At 71.7% G+C, this 14,758-nt stretch carries 13 protein-coding genes; 7 read left to right on the top strand and 6 right to left on the bottom strand.

The genetic code is table 11. The features are described 5' to 3' along the window. Positions 1-87: 87 nt before the first annotated feature. From ACZ6A9_RS22470 to ACZ6A9_RS22445, 6 genes are all read left to right on the top strand, one after another. Positions 88-852, top strand: coding sequence for an IclR family transcriptional regulator (locus ACZ6A9_RS22470; RefSeq protein ID WP_189560450.1), 765 nt, complete (start codon positions 88-90; stop codon positions 850-852). 334 nt (positions 853-1,186) lie between these two features. Beyond that, a complete protein-coding gene (locus ACZ6A9_RS22465) occupies positions 1,187-1,981 on the top strand; it encodes an MIP/aquaporin family protein (protein ID WP_468988005.1) in 795 nt (264 codons plus the stop codon). A gap of 84 nt (positions 1,982-2,065) precedes the next feature. Next, positions 2,066-3,604 carry a glycerol kinase GlpK gene (gene glpK, locus ACZ6A9_RS22460; protein ID WP_468988003.1) on the top strand — a complete coding sequence of 513 codons (1,539 nt, stop codon included), beginning with the start codon at positions 2,066-2,068 and terminating at the stop codon, positions 3,602-3,604. 8 nt (positions 3,605-3,612) lie between these two features. Beyond that, positions 3,613-5,229, top strand: a complete 1,617-nt coding sequence (locus ACZ6A9_RS22455) for a glycerol-3-phosphate dehydrogenase/oxidase (protein WP_468988002.1) — start codon at positions 3,613-3,615, stop codon at positions 5,227-5,229. A 372-nt stretch (positions 5,230-5,601) separates the two neighbouring features. Next, positions 5,602-6,273 (top strand): FadR/GntR family transcriptional regulator, encoded by a 672-nt coding sequence (locus ACZ6A9_RS22450; RefSeq protein ID WP_468988000.1) that lies wholly within the window; start codon positions 5,602-5,604, stop codon positions 6,271-6,273. Between the two features lie 162 nt (positions 6,274-6,435). Continuing rightward, positions 6,436-7,422 carry a PAC2 family protein gene (locus ACZ6A9_RS22445; protein WP_468987998.1) on the top strand — a complete coding sequence of 329 codons (987 nt, stop codon included), beginning with the start codon at positions 6,436-6,438 and terminating at the stop codon, positions 7,420-7,422. 66 nt (positions 7,423-7,488) lie between these two features. On the opposite strand, the gene mshC is transcribed toward ACZ6A9_RS22445, so the two are convergent. The 4 genes from mshC to ACZ6A9_RS22425 form a co-directional block, all read right to left on the bottom strand. Beyond that, entirely contained in the window at positions 7,489-8,718 is a 1,230-nt protein-coding gene (gene mshC, locus ACZ6A9_RS22440; RefSeq protein WP_468987996.1) for a cysteine--1-D-myo-inosityl 2-amino-2-deoxy-alpha-D-glucopyranoside ligase, read from the bottom strand. A 154-nt stretch (positions 8,719-8,872) separates the two neighbouring features. After that, positions 8,873-9,706: an SCO1664 family protein gene (locus ACZ6A9_RS22435; RefSeq protein WP_468987994.1), complete on the bottom strand. Its 834-nt coding sequence runs from the start codon at positions 9,704-9,706 to the stop codon at positions 8,873-8,875. Beyond that, positions 9,670-10,260, bottom strand: coding sequence for a DUF3090 domain-containing protein (locus ACZ6A9_RS22430; RefSeq protein WP_468987992.1), 591 nt, complete (start codon positions 10,258-10,260; stop codon positions 9,670-9,672). Before ACZ6A9_RS22430 ends, ACZ6A9_RS22435 begins: the two co-directional genes overlap by 37 nt. A gap of 100 nt (positions 10,261-10,360) precedes the next feature. Further along, positions 10,361-11,047 carry a histidine phosphatase family protein gene (locus ACZ6A9_RS22425; protein WP_468987990.1) on the bottom strand — a complete coding sequence of 229 codons (687 nt, stop codon included), beginning with the start codon at positions 11,045-11,047 and terminating at the stop codon, positions 10,361-10,363. Positions 11,048-11,175: 128 nt separating this feature from the next. On the opposite strand from ACZ6A9_RS22425, the gene ACZ6A9_RS22420 reads away from it, so the two are divergent. Next, positions 11,176-12,171 (top strand): magnesium and cobalt transport protein CorA, encoded by a 996-nt coding sequence (locus ACZ6A9_RS22420; protein WP_468987989.1) that lies wholly within the window; start codon positions 11,176-11,178, stop codon positions 12,169-12,171. A 63-nt stretch (positions 12,172-12,234) separates the two neighbouring features. Here the strand turns inward: ACZ6A9_RS22420 and ACZ6A9_RS22415 are convergent, their stop codons facing one another. Both ACZ6A9_RS22415 and ACZ6A9_RS22410 read right to left on the bottom strand, forming a co-directional pair. After that, on the bottom strand, positions 12,235-13,023 hold the full coding sequence (locus tag ACZ6A9_RS22415; protein WP_468987987.1) for a ferritin-like domain-containing protein: 789 nt from the start codon (positions 13,021-13,023) through the stop codon (positions 12,235-12,237). 254 nt (positions 13,024-13,277) lie between these two features. Next, positions 13,278-14,333, bottom strand: a complete 1,056-nt coding sequence (locus ACZ6A9_RS22410; protein WP_468987985.1) for an LLM class F420-dependent oxidoreductase — start codon at positions 14,331-14,333, stop codon at positions 13,278-13,280. Positions 14,334-14,758: the final 425 nt, after the last annotated feature.

Below are 14,758 nucleotides of genomic sequence, written 5' to 3'. Positions count from 1 at the left end.
CGACATGGACCGGTAGTGTTCGGCATTGCCGAACAGCGGCATCGGCGCCGCGAGTCGGCGGTCGAAGGGGACGGAGGCAGTACGGCGATGGCACGGAACATCCAGTCGCTCGAGCGGGCGGCGGCCATGCTGCGGCTGCTCGCGGGCGGCGAGCGACGCCTCGGCCTGTCGGACATCGCCTCGTCGCTGGGCCTCGCCAAGGGCACCGCCCACGGCATCCTGCGCACACTGCAGCAGGAGGGCTTCGTGGAGCAGGACGACGCCTCCGGGCGCTATCAGCTGGGCGCCGAGCTGCTGCGCCTGGGCACCACCTACCTCGACGTGCACGAACTGCGGGCGCGCGCCCTGGTGTGGACCGACGACCTGGCCCGCTCCAGCGGGGAGAGCGTCTACCTGGGCGTGCTGCACCAGCAGGGCGTGCTGATCGTGCACCACGTCTTCCGGCCCGACGACAGCCGGCAGGTCCTGGAGATCGGGGCCATGCAGCCGCTGCACTCCACGGCCCTGGGCAAGGTGCTCTCGGCCTACGACCCGGTGGCCCACAGCGAGGCCCTGGAGGCCGACCGCAAGGCCTTCACCGACCGCACCGTGTGCGACCTCGACGCCTTCGAGCACCTCCTCGACCTGACCCGCGCGCGCGGGTACGCGGCGGACGTGGAGGAGACCTGGGAGGGCGTCGCCTCGCTGGCCGCCCCCATCCACGACCGGCGTCGCATGCCGGTGGGCGCGGTCGGCATCGCGGGGGCGGTGGAGCGGCTGCGCCGGGACGGCGAGCTGCGGCCCGAGCTGATCGCGGCGGTGCGCGACTGCGCCCGCGCGGTCTCGCGGGACCTGGGCGCCGGGCGGTTCTGACCCGAAGGAGATCGAGGACCGGAACGCCGTGCGGCGTTCCGGTCCCGGCCGTTCCCCGGCCGGTCATACCGGGCGTGAGGCGGCGGAACCGCCACGAAGATCGACAGCCCGGGACGCTCCATAACGATCGCGCTTCCGGCAGCCAAACTCTTGACGCATCTGTGGCACCGGGCAAGACTCCCGTCCATCGGTCGGCATTGTCGAACACCTACCGGTAATACGCGCTAGAGTGTGACAACGCCAAGGGCCGGCATCGCTCTCACCCCCTGAGGGCGCCAATCCCCGGTGGGACCCGGGGGTCGGCTTCCCTGGACGAAGGACAAAGGAGTCGCGGGTGTCCAGCTCCGACATCTTCATCGGCGAGACCATCGGTACCGCCATACTCATCCTGCTCGGCGGCGGTGTGTGTGCCGCCGTGACGCTCAAAGCCTCCAAGGCCCGTAACGCCGGCTGGCTCGCCATCGCCTTCGGGTGGGGCTTCGCCGTCATGACGGCGGTGTACATCGCGGGGCCGCTCTCCGGCGCCCACCTCAATCCCGCCGTGACCGTGGCGCTCGCCGTCAAGGACGGCGAGTGGAGCAACGTTCCGGTCTACTTCGCCGGTGAGCTCCTCGGCGCGATGATCGGCGCGACGCTCGTCTGGATCGCCTACTACGGCCAGTTCCAGGCCCACCTCACCGACGAGGAGATCGTCGGCGGTCCGGGCACGCAGGTCACCGCCGCCAAGTCCGTCGAGGCACAGGAGAAGGGCGCCGGCCCCGTGCTCGGCATCTTCTCCACCGGTCCGGAGATCCGGCACACGGTGCAGAACCTCGCCACGGAGATCATCGGCACCTTCGTGCTGCTGCTCGCCATCCTCACCCAGGGCCTGAACGACGCGGGCAACGGCCTCGGTGTGCTCGGAGGCCTGATCACGGCGCTCGTGGTCGTCTCCATCGGTCTGTCGCTGGGCGGCCCGACCGGTTACGCGATCAACCCGGCCCGCGACCTCGGTCCGCGCATCGTGCACGCGCTGCTCCCGCTGCCCAACAAGGGCGGCTCGGACTGGTCCTACGCCTGGATCCCGGTGGCCGGCCCGCTGGCCGGCGGCGCCCTCGCGGCCGGGTTCTACAACCTCGCCATCGCATAGGTGACCGGATCGACGCGAGGCGCGAACCTTGAAGAAGCGCCGCACACCCAGCCCCGTAACCATGGAACACCCCAGGAGCACACAGTGACCGACGCCCACACCGCCGGCCCGTTCATCGCCGCCATCGACCAGGGCACCACCTCGTCCCGCTGCATCGTCTTCGACCGTGACGGCCGCATCGTCTCCGTCGACCAGAAGGAGCACGAGCAGATCTTCCCCAAGCCGGGCTGGGTCGAACACGACGCCACCGAGATCTGGACCAACGTGCAGGAGGTCGTCGCCGGGGCCGTCGAGAAGGCCGGCATCACCCGCGACGACATCAAGGCCATCGGCATCACCAACCAGCGCGAGACCACCGTGCTGTGGGACAGGAACACCGGCGAGCCCGTCCACAACGCCATCGTCTGGCAGGACACCCGTACCGACGCCCTCTGCCGCGAGCTCGGCCGCAACGTCGGCCAGGACCGTTTCCGCCGCGAGACCGGGCTCCCCCTCGCCTCCTACTTCGCCGGTCCGAAGGCCCGCTGGCTGCTCGACAACGTCGAGGGCCTCAAGGAGCGCGCCGAGGCCGGCGACATCCTCTTCGGCACCATGGACTCATGGGTCATCTGGAACCTGACCGGCGGTGTCGACGGCGGCCACCACGTCACCGACGTCACCAACGCCTCCCGCACCATGCTGATGAACCTGCACACCATGCAGTGGGACGAGAGGATCGCCGAATCCATCGGCGTCCCCACCGCGATGCTGCCGGAGATCCGCTCCTCCGCCGAGGTCTACGGCGAGATCAGGGGCGGCAAGCTGGGCGACCTGCTCGGCGGTATCCCCGTCGCGTCGGCGCTGGGCGACCAGCAGGCGGCCCTGTTCGGCCAGACCTGCTTCGCCGAGGGCGAGACCAAGTCCACGTACGGCACCGGCACGTTCATGGTCATGAACACCGGCGACAAGATCATCAACTCCTACAGCGGCCTGCTGACCACGGTCGGCTACAAGATCGGCGACCAGGACACGGTCTACGCCCTGGAGGGCTCGATCGCCGTCACCGGTTCGCTGGTGCAGTGGATGCGCGACCAGATGGGCCTGATCTCCACCGCCGCCGAGATCGAGACCCTCGCGCTCTCCGTCGAGGACAACGGCGGCGCCTACTTCGTCCCGGCCTTCTCCGGACTGTTCGCCCCGTACTGGCGCTCCGACGCCCGCGGTGTGATCGCCGGCCTCACCCGGTACGTGACCAAGGCGCACCTCGCGCGCGCCGTGCTGGAGGCCACCGCCTGGCAGACGCGGGAGATCGCGGACGCCATGACCAAGGACTCCGGCGTGGAGCTCACCGCCCTCAAGGTCGACGGCGGCATGACCTCCAACAACCTGCTGATGCAGACGCTCTCGGACTTCCTGGACGCCCCCGTGGTGCGCCCGATGGTCGCCGAGACCACCTGCCTCGGCGCCGCCTACGCCGCCGGCCTGGCCGTCGGCTTCTGGAACAGCACCGACGACCTGCGCGCCAACTGGCGGCGGGCCGCCGAGTGGACCCCCCGCATGGACGCGGAGACCCGCGACCGTGAGTACAAGAGCTGGCTCAAGGCCGTCGAGCGGACCATGGGCTGGCTCGAGGACGAGGAGTAAGAACCGCCATGACCACCCAGTCCACCCTGCAGTCCGTGCCTGCCCTGGGGACGCACCCGGCGTCCGGCTCGAACCCGAGCCGCGCCGAGACCCGGGAGCAGCTCTCCAAGGCGTCGTACGACCTTCTCGTGATCGGCGGCGGCATCCTGGGCATCTCCACCGCCTGGCACGCCGCGCAGTCCGGCCTCAGGGTGGCTCTGGTGGACGCCGGCGACTTCGCCGGCGCCACCTCCTCCGCCTCCTCCAAGCTGCTCCACGGCGGTCTGCGCTACCTGCAGACCGGCGCCGTGAAGCTGGTGGCGGAGAACCACTTCGAGCGCCGTGCGGTCTCCCGTCAGGTGGCCCCCCACCTGGCGAACCCGCTCACGTTCTACCTCCCCGTGTACAAGGGCGGGCCGCACGGCGCGGCGAAGCTCGGGGCCGGTGTCTTCGCGTACTCGGCGCTGTCCGCCTTCGGCGACGGCGTCGGCCACCTGCTCTCCCCGGCCAGGGCCGCGCGGGACGTGCCGGAGCTGCGCACCGACAACCTCAGGGCCGTCGCCGTGTACGGCGACGACCAGATGAACGACGCGCGCATGGCGCTGATGACGGTCCGCGCGGCCGCCGAGTCGGGCGCCGTCGTCCTCAACCACGCCGAGGTGACGGGCCTGCGCTTCACCCGGGGCCGGGTCACCGGCGCCGAGCTGCGCGACCGCCTCTCGGGCGACGAGTTCGGCGTCGACGCACGCCTGGTGCTGAACGCGACCGGCCCCTGGGTCGACCACCTGCGCCGCATGGAGAACCCCGACGCGGCGCCGTCCATCCGCCTGTCGAAGGGCGCGCACCTGGTCCTGAAGCGGACGTCCCCGTGGAAGGCCGCGCTGGCCACGCCGATCGACAAGTACCGGATCACCTTCGCCCTCCCCTGGGAGGACATGCTGCTGCTGGGCACCACGGACGAGGAGTTCGAGGGCGACCCGGCGGACGTCGCGGTCACCGAGAAGGACACCGCGCAGATACTCGACGAGGCCGCGTTCTCCATCCGCGACCAGCAGCTCGACCGTGACCTGATCACCTACGCCTTCGCCGGTCTGCGGGTGCTGCCGGGCGGCCCCGGCGACACCGCCAAGGCGAAGCGGGAGACGGTCGTCACCGAGGGTCCGGGCGGGATGCTGTCCGTCGCGGGCGGCAAGTGGACCACGTTCCGTCACATCGGGCGCACGGTGATGCAGAAGCTCCAGGCGCTTCCCGGGCATCCGCTGGGCGAGGACCTCGAGCCGATCTCCTCGCTGCCGAAGAAGCTGCCGCTGCCGGGTGTGGCCAACCCCCGCGCCGTGGCGCACCGGCTGCTGGTGGACGGGCCGGCGCCCGGCCCGCGCATGGCGGCGGACACCGCCAGGCACCTGGCCACCCACTACGGCTCGCTGGCCTTCGACATCGCCCGCCTGGCGAACGAGGACCCGGCGCTGGCCCGGCGCGTCCACCCGGACGCCCCGGAGATCTGGGCGCAGGTCGTCTGGGCCCGGGACCACGAGTGGGCCGAGACCGCGGACGACGTGCTGCGTCGCCGCACCACGCTGACGATCCGGGGCTTGGCCACGGACGAGGTCCGGGCGGGCGTCCAGGACCTGCTCGACAAGAAGTGACCGCCACTGACCCGGCTCCTCCGCACGGGAGCCGGTAGCGGGACGGGGCGGCTCCGCGCCGACGGGGCCGCCCCCTCTCGCGTCTCGCACGAGACGCGCCGGGCTGCCGGCGCCGGCGGCAGCAGCCCGGCCCGCAGGCAACTCCGCCGCCCGGCCCCGCAGCGCGGCTCGCCGAACCGTCGGCCGTGGGCGGCCCTGAGGCGCCTCTCGTCCCGGCCGGCGGTACCGAGCGCCGGGCCGAGGGGGCTCCGCCGCCGGTGCCGCCCGTCGTGAGGCGGAGGGCGCCGGGACGGGATCCGGGCAACCGTCGACTCCTTCACGGACGCATAATGGCGGGATACATCGGACGTCTGAGAGCGTGGGAGGCCGGTCATGGCAGTCACCGACGAGGCGATCGAGAAGATCAAGGGAATGATCGTCTCGGGTGCGCTGCGTCCCGGTGACCGCCTGCCCAGGGAGAGCGAACTGGCCGCCGAGCTGGGGCTGTCCCGCAACTCGCTGCGCGAGGCGGTGCGGGCGCTGTCGCTGATCCGCATCCTGGACGTGCGGCAGGGCGACGGCACTTACGTGACCAGCCTGGATCCGCAACTCCTGCTGGAGGCGCTGAGTTTCGTCGTCGACTTCCACCGCGACGACACGGTGCTCGAGTTCCTCGCCGTGCGCCGGATCCTGGAGCCGGCCGCGACGGCCGCCGCGGCCGCCCGGATCAGCGAGGAGCAGCTGGACGCCCTGTCACGGCAGTTGGACGAGCTGGGGGACGATCCGTCCGTGGAGGACCTCGTCGCCGCCGATCTGGAGTTCCACCGGGGCATCGTGAGCGGCTCCGGCAACTCCGTGCTGTGCTCCCTGCTCGACGGTCTGTCCGGCCCCACCACCCGGGCCCGGATCTGGCGGGGTCTCACCCAGGAGGACGCGGTCGGCCGGACCCTGCGCGAGCACCGGGCGATCCTCGCCGCCCTGCGGGACCGGGACGCCGAGGCGGCGCGGTCCTGGGCGACGGTGCACATCGCGAGCGTGGAGCAGTGGCTGCGCTCCACGCTGTGAACCGCGCCTTCGGCACCCGGGCCGGTGACACCCGGGGGTGTTTCCCCCGGTCGGACAGGGGCAGTGATGGGGCACTCCCCCCGTGCGGGGGGCTGCGGGCGTCCGCACGGGCACGCCGTAAGGTTGGGACGTACGCGAGGGCACGTCGGAAGGAGGCGCTGGGTGATCGAGCTCGAGGGGGTTCCCGAGCTGGTCGACCCGGTCATGGTGGCCGCGTTCGAAGGCTGGAACGATGCCGGTGACGCAGCCTCCACCGCGGTCGCGCATCTGGACAGGGAGTGGAAGGGCGAGGTGTTCGCGGCGCTGGACGCCGAGGACTACTACGACTTCCAGGTGAACCGCCCCACGGTGTTCATGGACGGCGGGGTCCGCAAGATCACCTGGCCCACGACACGGCTGTCGGTGGTCCGGGTCGGCGGCGACAAGCCGCGCGACCTGGTGCTGGTGCGCGGCATCGAACCGTCCATGCGGTGGCGGTCGTTCTGCAACGAGATCCTCGGTTTCGCGCACGAACTGGGCGTGGAACTGGTGGTCGTCCTGGGTGCGCTGCTCGGTGACACCCCGCACACCCGTCCGGTCCCGATCAGCGGGACCACGTCCAACCCGGACCTGGCCCGCCGCATGGACCTGGAGGAGACCAAGTACGAGGGGCCCACGGGCATCGTCGGCATCCTCCAGGAGGCGTGCACCCACGCGGGCGTACCCGCCGTGTCGCTGTGGGCGGCGGTCCCGCACTACGTGTCGCAGCCGCCCAACCCGAAGGCCACCCTGGCCCTCCTCAACCGCCTGGAGGACCTCATCGACGTGCGGATCCCGCTCGGCGAACTGCCCGAGGACGCGCGTGCCTGGCAGGTGGGCGTGGACCAACTGGCCGCGGAGGACACCGAGGTGGCCGAGTACGTGCAGACGCTGGAGGAAGCCCGGGACACCGCCGAGCTGCCGGAGGCGTCCGGCGAGGCGATCGCCCGCGAGTTCGAGCGCTACCTGCGGCGTCGTGACGGAGTGTCGGGCCCGCCCGGCGGGCACGCGACGGCGGACGGTTCGGACGGTCCCTCCTACCGGCGGGACACTCCCGGCGGCCGGGCCCGGCCGCCGAAGCCGCCGAAGCCGGAGGCGGACTCGGACGGCGAGGAGTCGTCGGAGGACTGAGTCGCGTGAAGGGCGCCCCTCCCGGCCGGGAGGGGCGCCCTTCACGCGTTTGTCGTGCCCGCCGTCCTACAGCGCCACGCCGAGCAGCGCGTCCACCGCGCGGGAGACGACGCCGGGCGCGCCGGTGTCCGTACCGCCGCTCTCCTCCTGGAGGAGCGTCCAGCGGTCGACGGCCGCCAGCGCCGCCGGCGCGTCCAGGTCGTTGGCCAGGGCTTCGCGGATCTCCTCGACCAGTGCGTCGGCGGGCGGGCCGTCGGGGCGGGAGACCGCGGCCCGCCAGTGCTCCAGCCGGGTCACGGCGTCCTGGAGGACCTGGCCGGTCCACTCCCAGTCGGCGCGGTAGTGGTGGGCGAGCAGCGCCAGCCGGATCGCCGCCGGGTCCACGCCGTCACGCCGCAGCTGCGACACGAAGACCAGGTTGCCCTTGGACTTGGACATCTTCTCGCCGTGCAGGGCCACCATGCCGGCGTGGACGTACGCCTTGGCCATGGGGAACTCGCCGGTGAGCACCTGGGCGTGGGAGGCGCCCATCTCGTGGTGCGGGAAGACGAGGTCGGAGCCGCCGCCCTGGATGTCGAAGCCCATGCCGAGGTGGTCGAGGGCGATAGCCACGCACTCGATGTGCCAGCCGGGGCGGCCCCGGCCGAGCGAGCGGCCGTCCCAGCTCGGCTCGCCCTCACGCGCGGCCGTCCAGAGCATCGGGTCGACGGGGTTCTTCTTGCCCGGACGGTCCGGGTCGCCGCCGCGTTCGGCGGACAGCAGCCGCATGGCGGCGGCGTCCAGGTGCGAGACCTGGCCGAAGTGCCGGTCGGACTCGACGGAGAAGTAGATGTCGCCGTCGATCTCGTAGGTGGCACCGAGTTCGCGCAGCCGTTCGACGATCGGGACGATGCCGGGTATCGCCTCCACGGCTCCTATGTAGTGCCGCGGGGGCAGCATCCGCAGGGCCGTCATGTCCTCGCGGAACAGCGCGGTCTCGCGCTCGGCGAGCGCGGTCCATTCGATGCCGTCCCGTTCGGCCCGCTCCAGCAGCGGATCGTCGACGTCGGTGACGTTCTGGACGTAGTGCACCTGCCGCTTGGTGTCGAGCCACACGCGTTGCACCAGGTCGAACGCGTTGTAGGTCGCCGCGTGTCCGATGTGGGTGGCGTCATAGGGGGTGATGCCGCACACGTAGATACGGGCGACGGGACCGGGGTCCAGGGCGGTCAGGCCACCGGTCGCGGTGTCGTGGATCCTCAGGTCGCGGCCCTGACCAGGCAGGGCGGGGACCTCGGAAGCGGGCCAGGCATGCATGTCATGAGCGTAACCGGACCGGAGTTCCGGATACGAACCGGAGCGGGCCGGATGGCCGGGAAGGCGCTCTTGCGCACCCCCGCCCGGTATGCGCTCCGCCGGGGTCCGCGGCGGTCCCGTGGCGCTCCCGTGTCGGTTGTCGGCCCGGGGGCGGTCAGACGGGCGGCCAGGGGATGGCCGGCCATTCCGTTCCGGGCCGCGGGTGGACGCCCGTGGTGAGCAGGGACTCGACGCGGGCGCGGGTGGCGTCGATCTCCGCGGGGGTGATCAGGGGGGCCAGGGCGGCGGTGAGCGTGCCCGTGGCCGTCAGCGCGCTCCTCAGGGCCTCGAGGACACCGACGGCCTCTCCCGTCAGCGGCTCCCCCGCCCAGCCCCACAGCAGCGTGCGCAGCTTGTCCTCGGCGTTGAAGGTGACCCCGTGGTCGATGCCGTACAGCCGTCCCTCGGTGGTGGGCAGCAGGTGTCCGCCCTTGCGGTCGGCGTTGTTGATCACCGCGTCGAGCACGGCCAGCCGGCGCAGCCGCTCGTCGTCGGCGTGCACCAGCAGCGCGGTGCGGCCCTCCTCCGCCTCCACGAAACCGATCGCCTTCCAGCCGGGCCCGGGCTCCTCCCCGTCCATCAGGGCGAGGAGCTCCGCGCCGGGGGCCGTCTCGACCCACAGCTGGCACATGCCCTCGCCGTACGGGCCGTCCCGCAGCACGGTGGGGGGCACCAGCCCCCAGCCGGTCGCCTGCGAGACCTCGTACGCGGCGACCTCTCGCCCGGCGAGCGTCCCGTCGGGGAAGTCCCACAGGGGCCGCTCCCCCGCGACCGGCTTGTACACGCAGGCCGCCTCGCGTCCTTCGTGGGTGACGGTGCAGTACAGCGCCGCGTTCGACGCCTCACGGATGCGTCCGCGCACGGTCAGCTCGCCCCGGGCGAGCAGTTCGGCGGCGGCCGGGTCGGCGGTCGTCACGCTCCGCGACGGTATCCGTTCTGGCGCGGACATACGTGTCCCTCCGGGTCGAGCGGGAGACTGCACAGCGGACACGGCGGCCGCCCCGCGTTGACGACGTCCAGTGCCCGCTTGGCGAAGGCGCGGGCCTGCGTGCCGGTGAGGCGGACGCGCAGCATCGGAGGCCCGTTCTCCTCGTCCTGGAGCAGCCGCTCCTCGGCCTCGGCGAGATCCTCCTCGGACTCGGCGTCCAGTTCGACCAGCGCCTGCGCCTCGACGACCATGCGCTGGTCCTCACCGTCCCAGGCGAGCGCCATCGTGCCGACCCGGAACTCCTCCTCCACGGGGGTCTCCAGCGGGGCGGTGTCGGCGACCTCGGCCGGCGCCATCGCGGGCACCGCGGCGCTGCCGCCGCTGCGGCGTACGACCTCGTCGAGCAGTTCGTCCATGCGCTCGGCGAGGGCGGCGACCTGGGTCTTCTCCAGGGCCACGCTGGTCACCCGGGAGCCGGCGGAAGCCTGGAGGAAGAACGTACGGCGCCCTGGCAGTCCGACCGTACCGGCCACGAAACGTTCCGGTTGGTCGTAGAGGAACACCTGACGGGACACGTCCTGTCTCCATTGAGAGTCGTGGGAACGGGCGGACTGTTCACGGCGGTCCGGACGGAACCGCACTGCTGCGATCGCTTCACCCTACTGCGGCCGACGATCACGGTGCGCCCGCGTCACCCCCGACCGTGGCGTCGTCGGCGGGCTCCGCCTCGCGCGGCGCCAGGGACGCGAAGTCGCCGGTGTCGCCGAGCCGGAGGAGAAACGGGCGCAGCCGGGTGTAGCGGATCGCGGTGACGGAACACGGCTCGACGGAAATGCGCTGGAAGAGGTCGAGGTGAAGTCCGAGTGCCTCCGCGACGAGGGACTTGATGATGTCGCCGTGCGAGCACATGAGATAGACGGCGTCGGCGCCGTGATCGCGCTCCACGCGTGCGTTCCACTCGCGCACCGCTTCGGCGGCGCGCGTCTGCATCGCCCGCATGGACTCCCCGCCGGGGAACGCCGCCGCGGACGGATGCGCCTGCACGACGTCCATGAGGGGCTCGTCCTTGAGTTCGGCGAGCTTGCGGCCCGTCCAGTCGCCGTAGTCGCACTCGTTGACGCGCTCGTCGGTGTGCGCGGTGAGACCGGGGCGGGCGTCGAGCAGCGGCCGGATCGTCTCCCGGCAGCGCAGGAGCGGGCTGGAGACGATCTCGGCCAGCGGCAGCGCGGCGAGCCGTCCGGGCAGTGCGGCGGCCTGTGCGGCCCCGCGGTCGTCGAGGGCCACGCCGGGCGTCCGGCCGGCGAGCAGTCCCTCGGTGTTGGCGGTGGATCGTCCGTGCCGGACCAGTAGCAACGTGGGCATGCGGCCCAGGGTAGGCGCACGGGCATGCGCCCCGTCCGGGACGGGAATCCGTGACGGGAATGCGGGACGGGAATACGGGTCGGTCCTGCGGGACGGGCATCCGTGAAGGTGAAGGGAGAACACGTTTCGTGATCGTCGACTGTGCCATCTACCGGGAGGGACGACGGTCGGAGGGGCCCCGCGACTTCTCCGACGCGCTGGACGCGGCGCGGTCGACGGGGGGCTTCGTCTGGATCGGGCTGCACGAGCCGTCGGCGGAGGAGTTCGACCTGGTGGCGGAGGAGTTCGGGCTGCATCCGCTGGCGGTGGAGGACGCCCTCAAAGCCCATCAGCGCCCCAAGCTGGAGGTGTACGACGACTCGCTCTTCGTGGTCCTCAAACCCGTGGTGTACGAGCCGCGCACCGACACCGTCTCCTCCGGCGAGATCATGATCTTCCTCGGCGACTCGTTCGCGGTGAGCGTGCGGCACGGGGAGGGTGCCCCGCTGGACGCGGTGCGCGACCGGCTCGAGCGGGAGACCGAGCTGCTGGGAGAGGGGGCGACCTCCGTGCTCTACGCGGTCGCCGACGCCGTCGTCGACCACTACCTCGCCGTGGCGACCGAGTTGCAGACCGACCTGGAGGAGCTGGAGACCGAGGTCTTCACCCCCGATGCCGGCGATTCGCGGGGCACCGCGTCCCGGATCTACAACTTCAAGCGGCAGATCCTGGAGTTCCGCCGGGCCACCGGGCCGCTGACACCCCCGATGGCCCGGCTGGCGGGGGTCGGCACGTACGGGGGGAAGGTGCCGTTCGTGGAGGACGGGGCGCGGCCCTACTTCCGTGACGTGCACGACCACCTCACCCGGGTGAACGAGTCCGTGGAAGGACTGGACCGGCTGGTCTCGGACGTCCTCTCGGCGCATCTCGCCCAGGTGGGCGTGCAGCAGAACGACGACATGCGGAAGATCTCCGCCTGGGCGGCCATGGCCGTGGTCCCGACGATGATCGCCGGGATCTACGGGATGAACTTCGAGCACATGCCGGAGCTGCGGTGGGAGTGGTCGTATCCGGTGGTGATCGTGGCGATGGGTCTGCTGGAGGTGCTGCTGTACCGGATGTTCAAGCGGCGGGGGTGGATGTAGTCCCGCAGGCCGGCTTTGGCGCGTGACGGCGGGCACGTGGCACGTGGCGCGCGGCGCGAGTGGTCAGGCAGCCTCCGGCTCCGGGGCCGCCGGGCCGGACAACGCGCCGCGGCGCTCGGGCATGCGCAGGGAGACCATGCGGCGCCAGCCCCCCAGGCGTTCGTAGGCGTAGACCGCGTGGATGCCCGCCGCGAGGACCGCGGCCTTGGGCCTCGGCCAGTTCAGGACGCGGCCCATGTGGGCCATCACCGCGAGACTGACGTCACGGTAGACGCGGATCTCCGCCAGCGCGCACTCGCGCAGGGTCCGCTGGATGGCCCGCCCGTGGCCCGCGTACGCGAAGCGGAGCAGTTCCTCGTGGCAGTAGGCGAGGTGGTTGTCCTCGTCATGGGAGATCACCTTCACCGCGCGGCCGAGGTCGGGGTGGTCGGCGAAGTGCTTGCGGAGCACTTCCATCTGCTCCGAGGCGCGTTGTTCGGTGACCCTGCTGTGGGCCAGGTAGGTCACGATGTCCTCGACCGTGAGCGGCTCGTCGCGCTTGAGCTGGTCGTGGGCCAGACCGATGCCGTTCTGCTCCAGGAGCATCGTGTAGTCGGTGTCCGGGGGGACGGGGACGGGGTCCAGACCGCGCTTCTTGAGCAACGCCTCGAAGATCCGGCCGTGCTTGTCCTCGTCGGCGCCGTGCCTGGTGATCTTGGGTGCGAGGTCACGCTGGGTCTCCGGGACCAGCGCCGCGATGCGGGCGTTCTCCCAGCCGCCCTGCGACTCGCCGCTGGCGGCGATCGAGCAGAACAACGCGAACGACGCGTCGTGGTCGAGGATCTCCTGGAACAGGCTCTTCGCCGACAGCATGATGGCCACCTCTCCGCGGGCTTCCGCGGTGCTGCACTTACTGCAGTTCCGCAAAGAAGGAGTCAAGTGCGCGGAGGCGGGCGCGGCAACCGGCGAGTCGGACAACTCCGCCAAAAGGATTACGCATGGGGGTGCGCGTGACCTGACCGTGGACCGTGGGTACGCAGGGCGTGACCGCGGAGACGTGGGGGCGTTGTCGAGGTGATGGCCGTGGCGGGGTCGACCCCCGAGCCCCCGCCACGGCCGCTGACGTGTCAGGCCAGGCCCGCGCGCTCCATCGCTTCGGTGCCCGCGCGCAGGGAGGCGAGGCGCTCGTCGAGCGTGAAGCCGGCCGGCGCGAGGGTGAGGGTGGTGACTCCGGCGGCGGCGTAGGCCTTCATGCGGTCGGCGATCCGGTCGACCGAGCCGAGCAGGGTCGTCTTGTCGATCAGGTCGTGCGGGACCGCGGCGGCGGCGCCCTGCTTGTCACCGGACAGGTACTTGTCCTGGATCTCGGCGGCCTCCCGCTCGTAGCCCATGCGCCGGGCGAGCTGGTTGTAGAAGTTCTGCTTACGGCTTCCCATGCCGCCGACGTACAGCGCGGTGTAAGGGCGGAAGGTGTCGGCGAGGGTGGTGACGTCCTTGTCCTCGCCGACGGCGAGGGGGAGCGTGGGGCAGATGTCGAAGCCGTCGAGGGTCTTGCCCGCCTTCTCGCGGCCGGCACGGATGTGCTGGACGGCGGTGTCCTCGAGGTGGTCGGCCGAGGGGAAGATCAACAGCGCGCCGTCGGCGATCGCGCCGGTCTGCTCGAGGTTCTTCGGACCGATCGCGGCGATGTAGAGGGGGATGTGCTCGCGCTCGGGGTGCACGGTGAGCTTGATGGGCTTGCCGGGGCCGCCCGGGAGGGGGAGGGTCCAGTGCTCGCCCTCGTAGGAGAGGCGCTCGCGGGTCATGGCCTTGCGGATGATCTCGACGTACTCGCGGGTGCGGGCGAGGGGCTTGTCGAACTTGACGCCGTACCAGCCCTCGGAGACCTGGGGGCCGGAGACGCCGAGGCCCAGGCGGAAACGGCCGCCGGAGAGGGAGTCGAGGGTGGCCGCGGTCATCGCGGTCATCGCGGGCTGGCGGGCGGGGATCTGGAAGATGGCGGAGCCGACGTCGATGCGCTCGGTCTGGGCGGCCACCCAGGCGAGGACCGTGGCGGCGTCGGAGCCGTAGGCCTCCGCGGCCCAGCAGACCGCGTATCCGAGGCGGTCGGCTTCCTGGGCCACGGCGAGGTTGTCCGCGTCCATTCCGGCGCCCCAGTAGCCGAGGTTGATCCCTAGCTGCATGACCGACTCCCCTTACCGATGAGTAACGTCGTGTGTGCGGAGACCCTATACCTCCGGTGGTCGGGCGGAGGTCTGTGGCGCGGGTGCCGGTGCCTGTGCCTGTCGGGGCGGGGCGTCTGTGTGGTGGTGTGTGCGGCTGGTGGGTGGATGCCTGCGGCGCCGCTGTCCCTCCGGTGGGGGCTTGGGGTAGCGCCTGCGGTGGGTGGGTGGTGCGGGGCCGCGTCGGGGGTGTCCGTCCTCGGGCTGGCGTGACAGTGCCGTTGGTGGGACCGGCCGGTGCGGACGCGCCGGCCACTGCGGGCGGCCACCCCCGCCGCGCGCGACCACGCCCCCACCCGCCGTCCCTCGTCCGCGGGCAGTCGTGCCGCGACGCGGCGACGCCGGGTCGCGCAGCCCGCCCCGGCCGCCCCGCGACCTCGCGGAAA

The sequence above is a fragment of the Streptomyces sp. NPDC041124 genome, from assembly GCF_055592385.1.
Note: the sequence above shows the minus strand (reverse complement) of the source record. Positions and strands in the feature narration are given on the sequence as shown.

Bases quoted from the DNA above. Each gene is read 5' to 3' on its own strand.
- ACZ6A9_RS22470 (WP_189560450.1), top strand. From the start codon at position 88: ATGGCACGGAACATCCAGTCGCTCGAGCGGGCGGCGGCCATGCTGCGG.
- ACZ6A9_RS22455 (WP_468988002.1), top strand. From the start codon at position 3,613: ATGACCACCCAGTCCACCCTGCAGTCCGTGCCTGCCCTGGGGACGCAC.
- ACZ6A9_RS22450 (WP_468988000.1), top strand. From the start codon at position 5,602: ATGGCAGTCACCGACGAGGCGATCGAGAAGATCAAGGGAATGATCGTC.
- mshC (WP_468987996.1), bottom strand. From the start codon at position 8,718: ATGCATGCCTGGCCCGCTTCCGAGGTCCCCGCCCTGCCTGGTCAGGGC.
- ACZ6A9_RS22435 (WP_468987994.1), bottom strand. From the start codon at position 9,706: ATGTCCGCGCCAGAACGGATACCGTCGCGGAGCGTGACGACCGCCGAC.
- ACZ6A9_RS22425 (WP_468987990.1), bottom strand. From the start codon at position 11,047: ATGCCCACGTTGCTACTGGTCCGGCACGGACGATCCACCGCCAACACC.
- ACZ6A9_RS22415 (WP_468987987.1), bottom strand. From the start codon at position 13,023: ATGCTGTCGGCGAAGAGCCTGTTCCAGGAGATCCTCGACCACGACGCG.
- ACZ6A9_RS22410 (WP_468987985.1), bottom strand. From the start codon at position 14,333: ATGCAGCTAGGGATCAACCTCGGCTACTGGGGCGCCGGAATGGACGCG.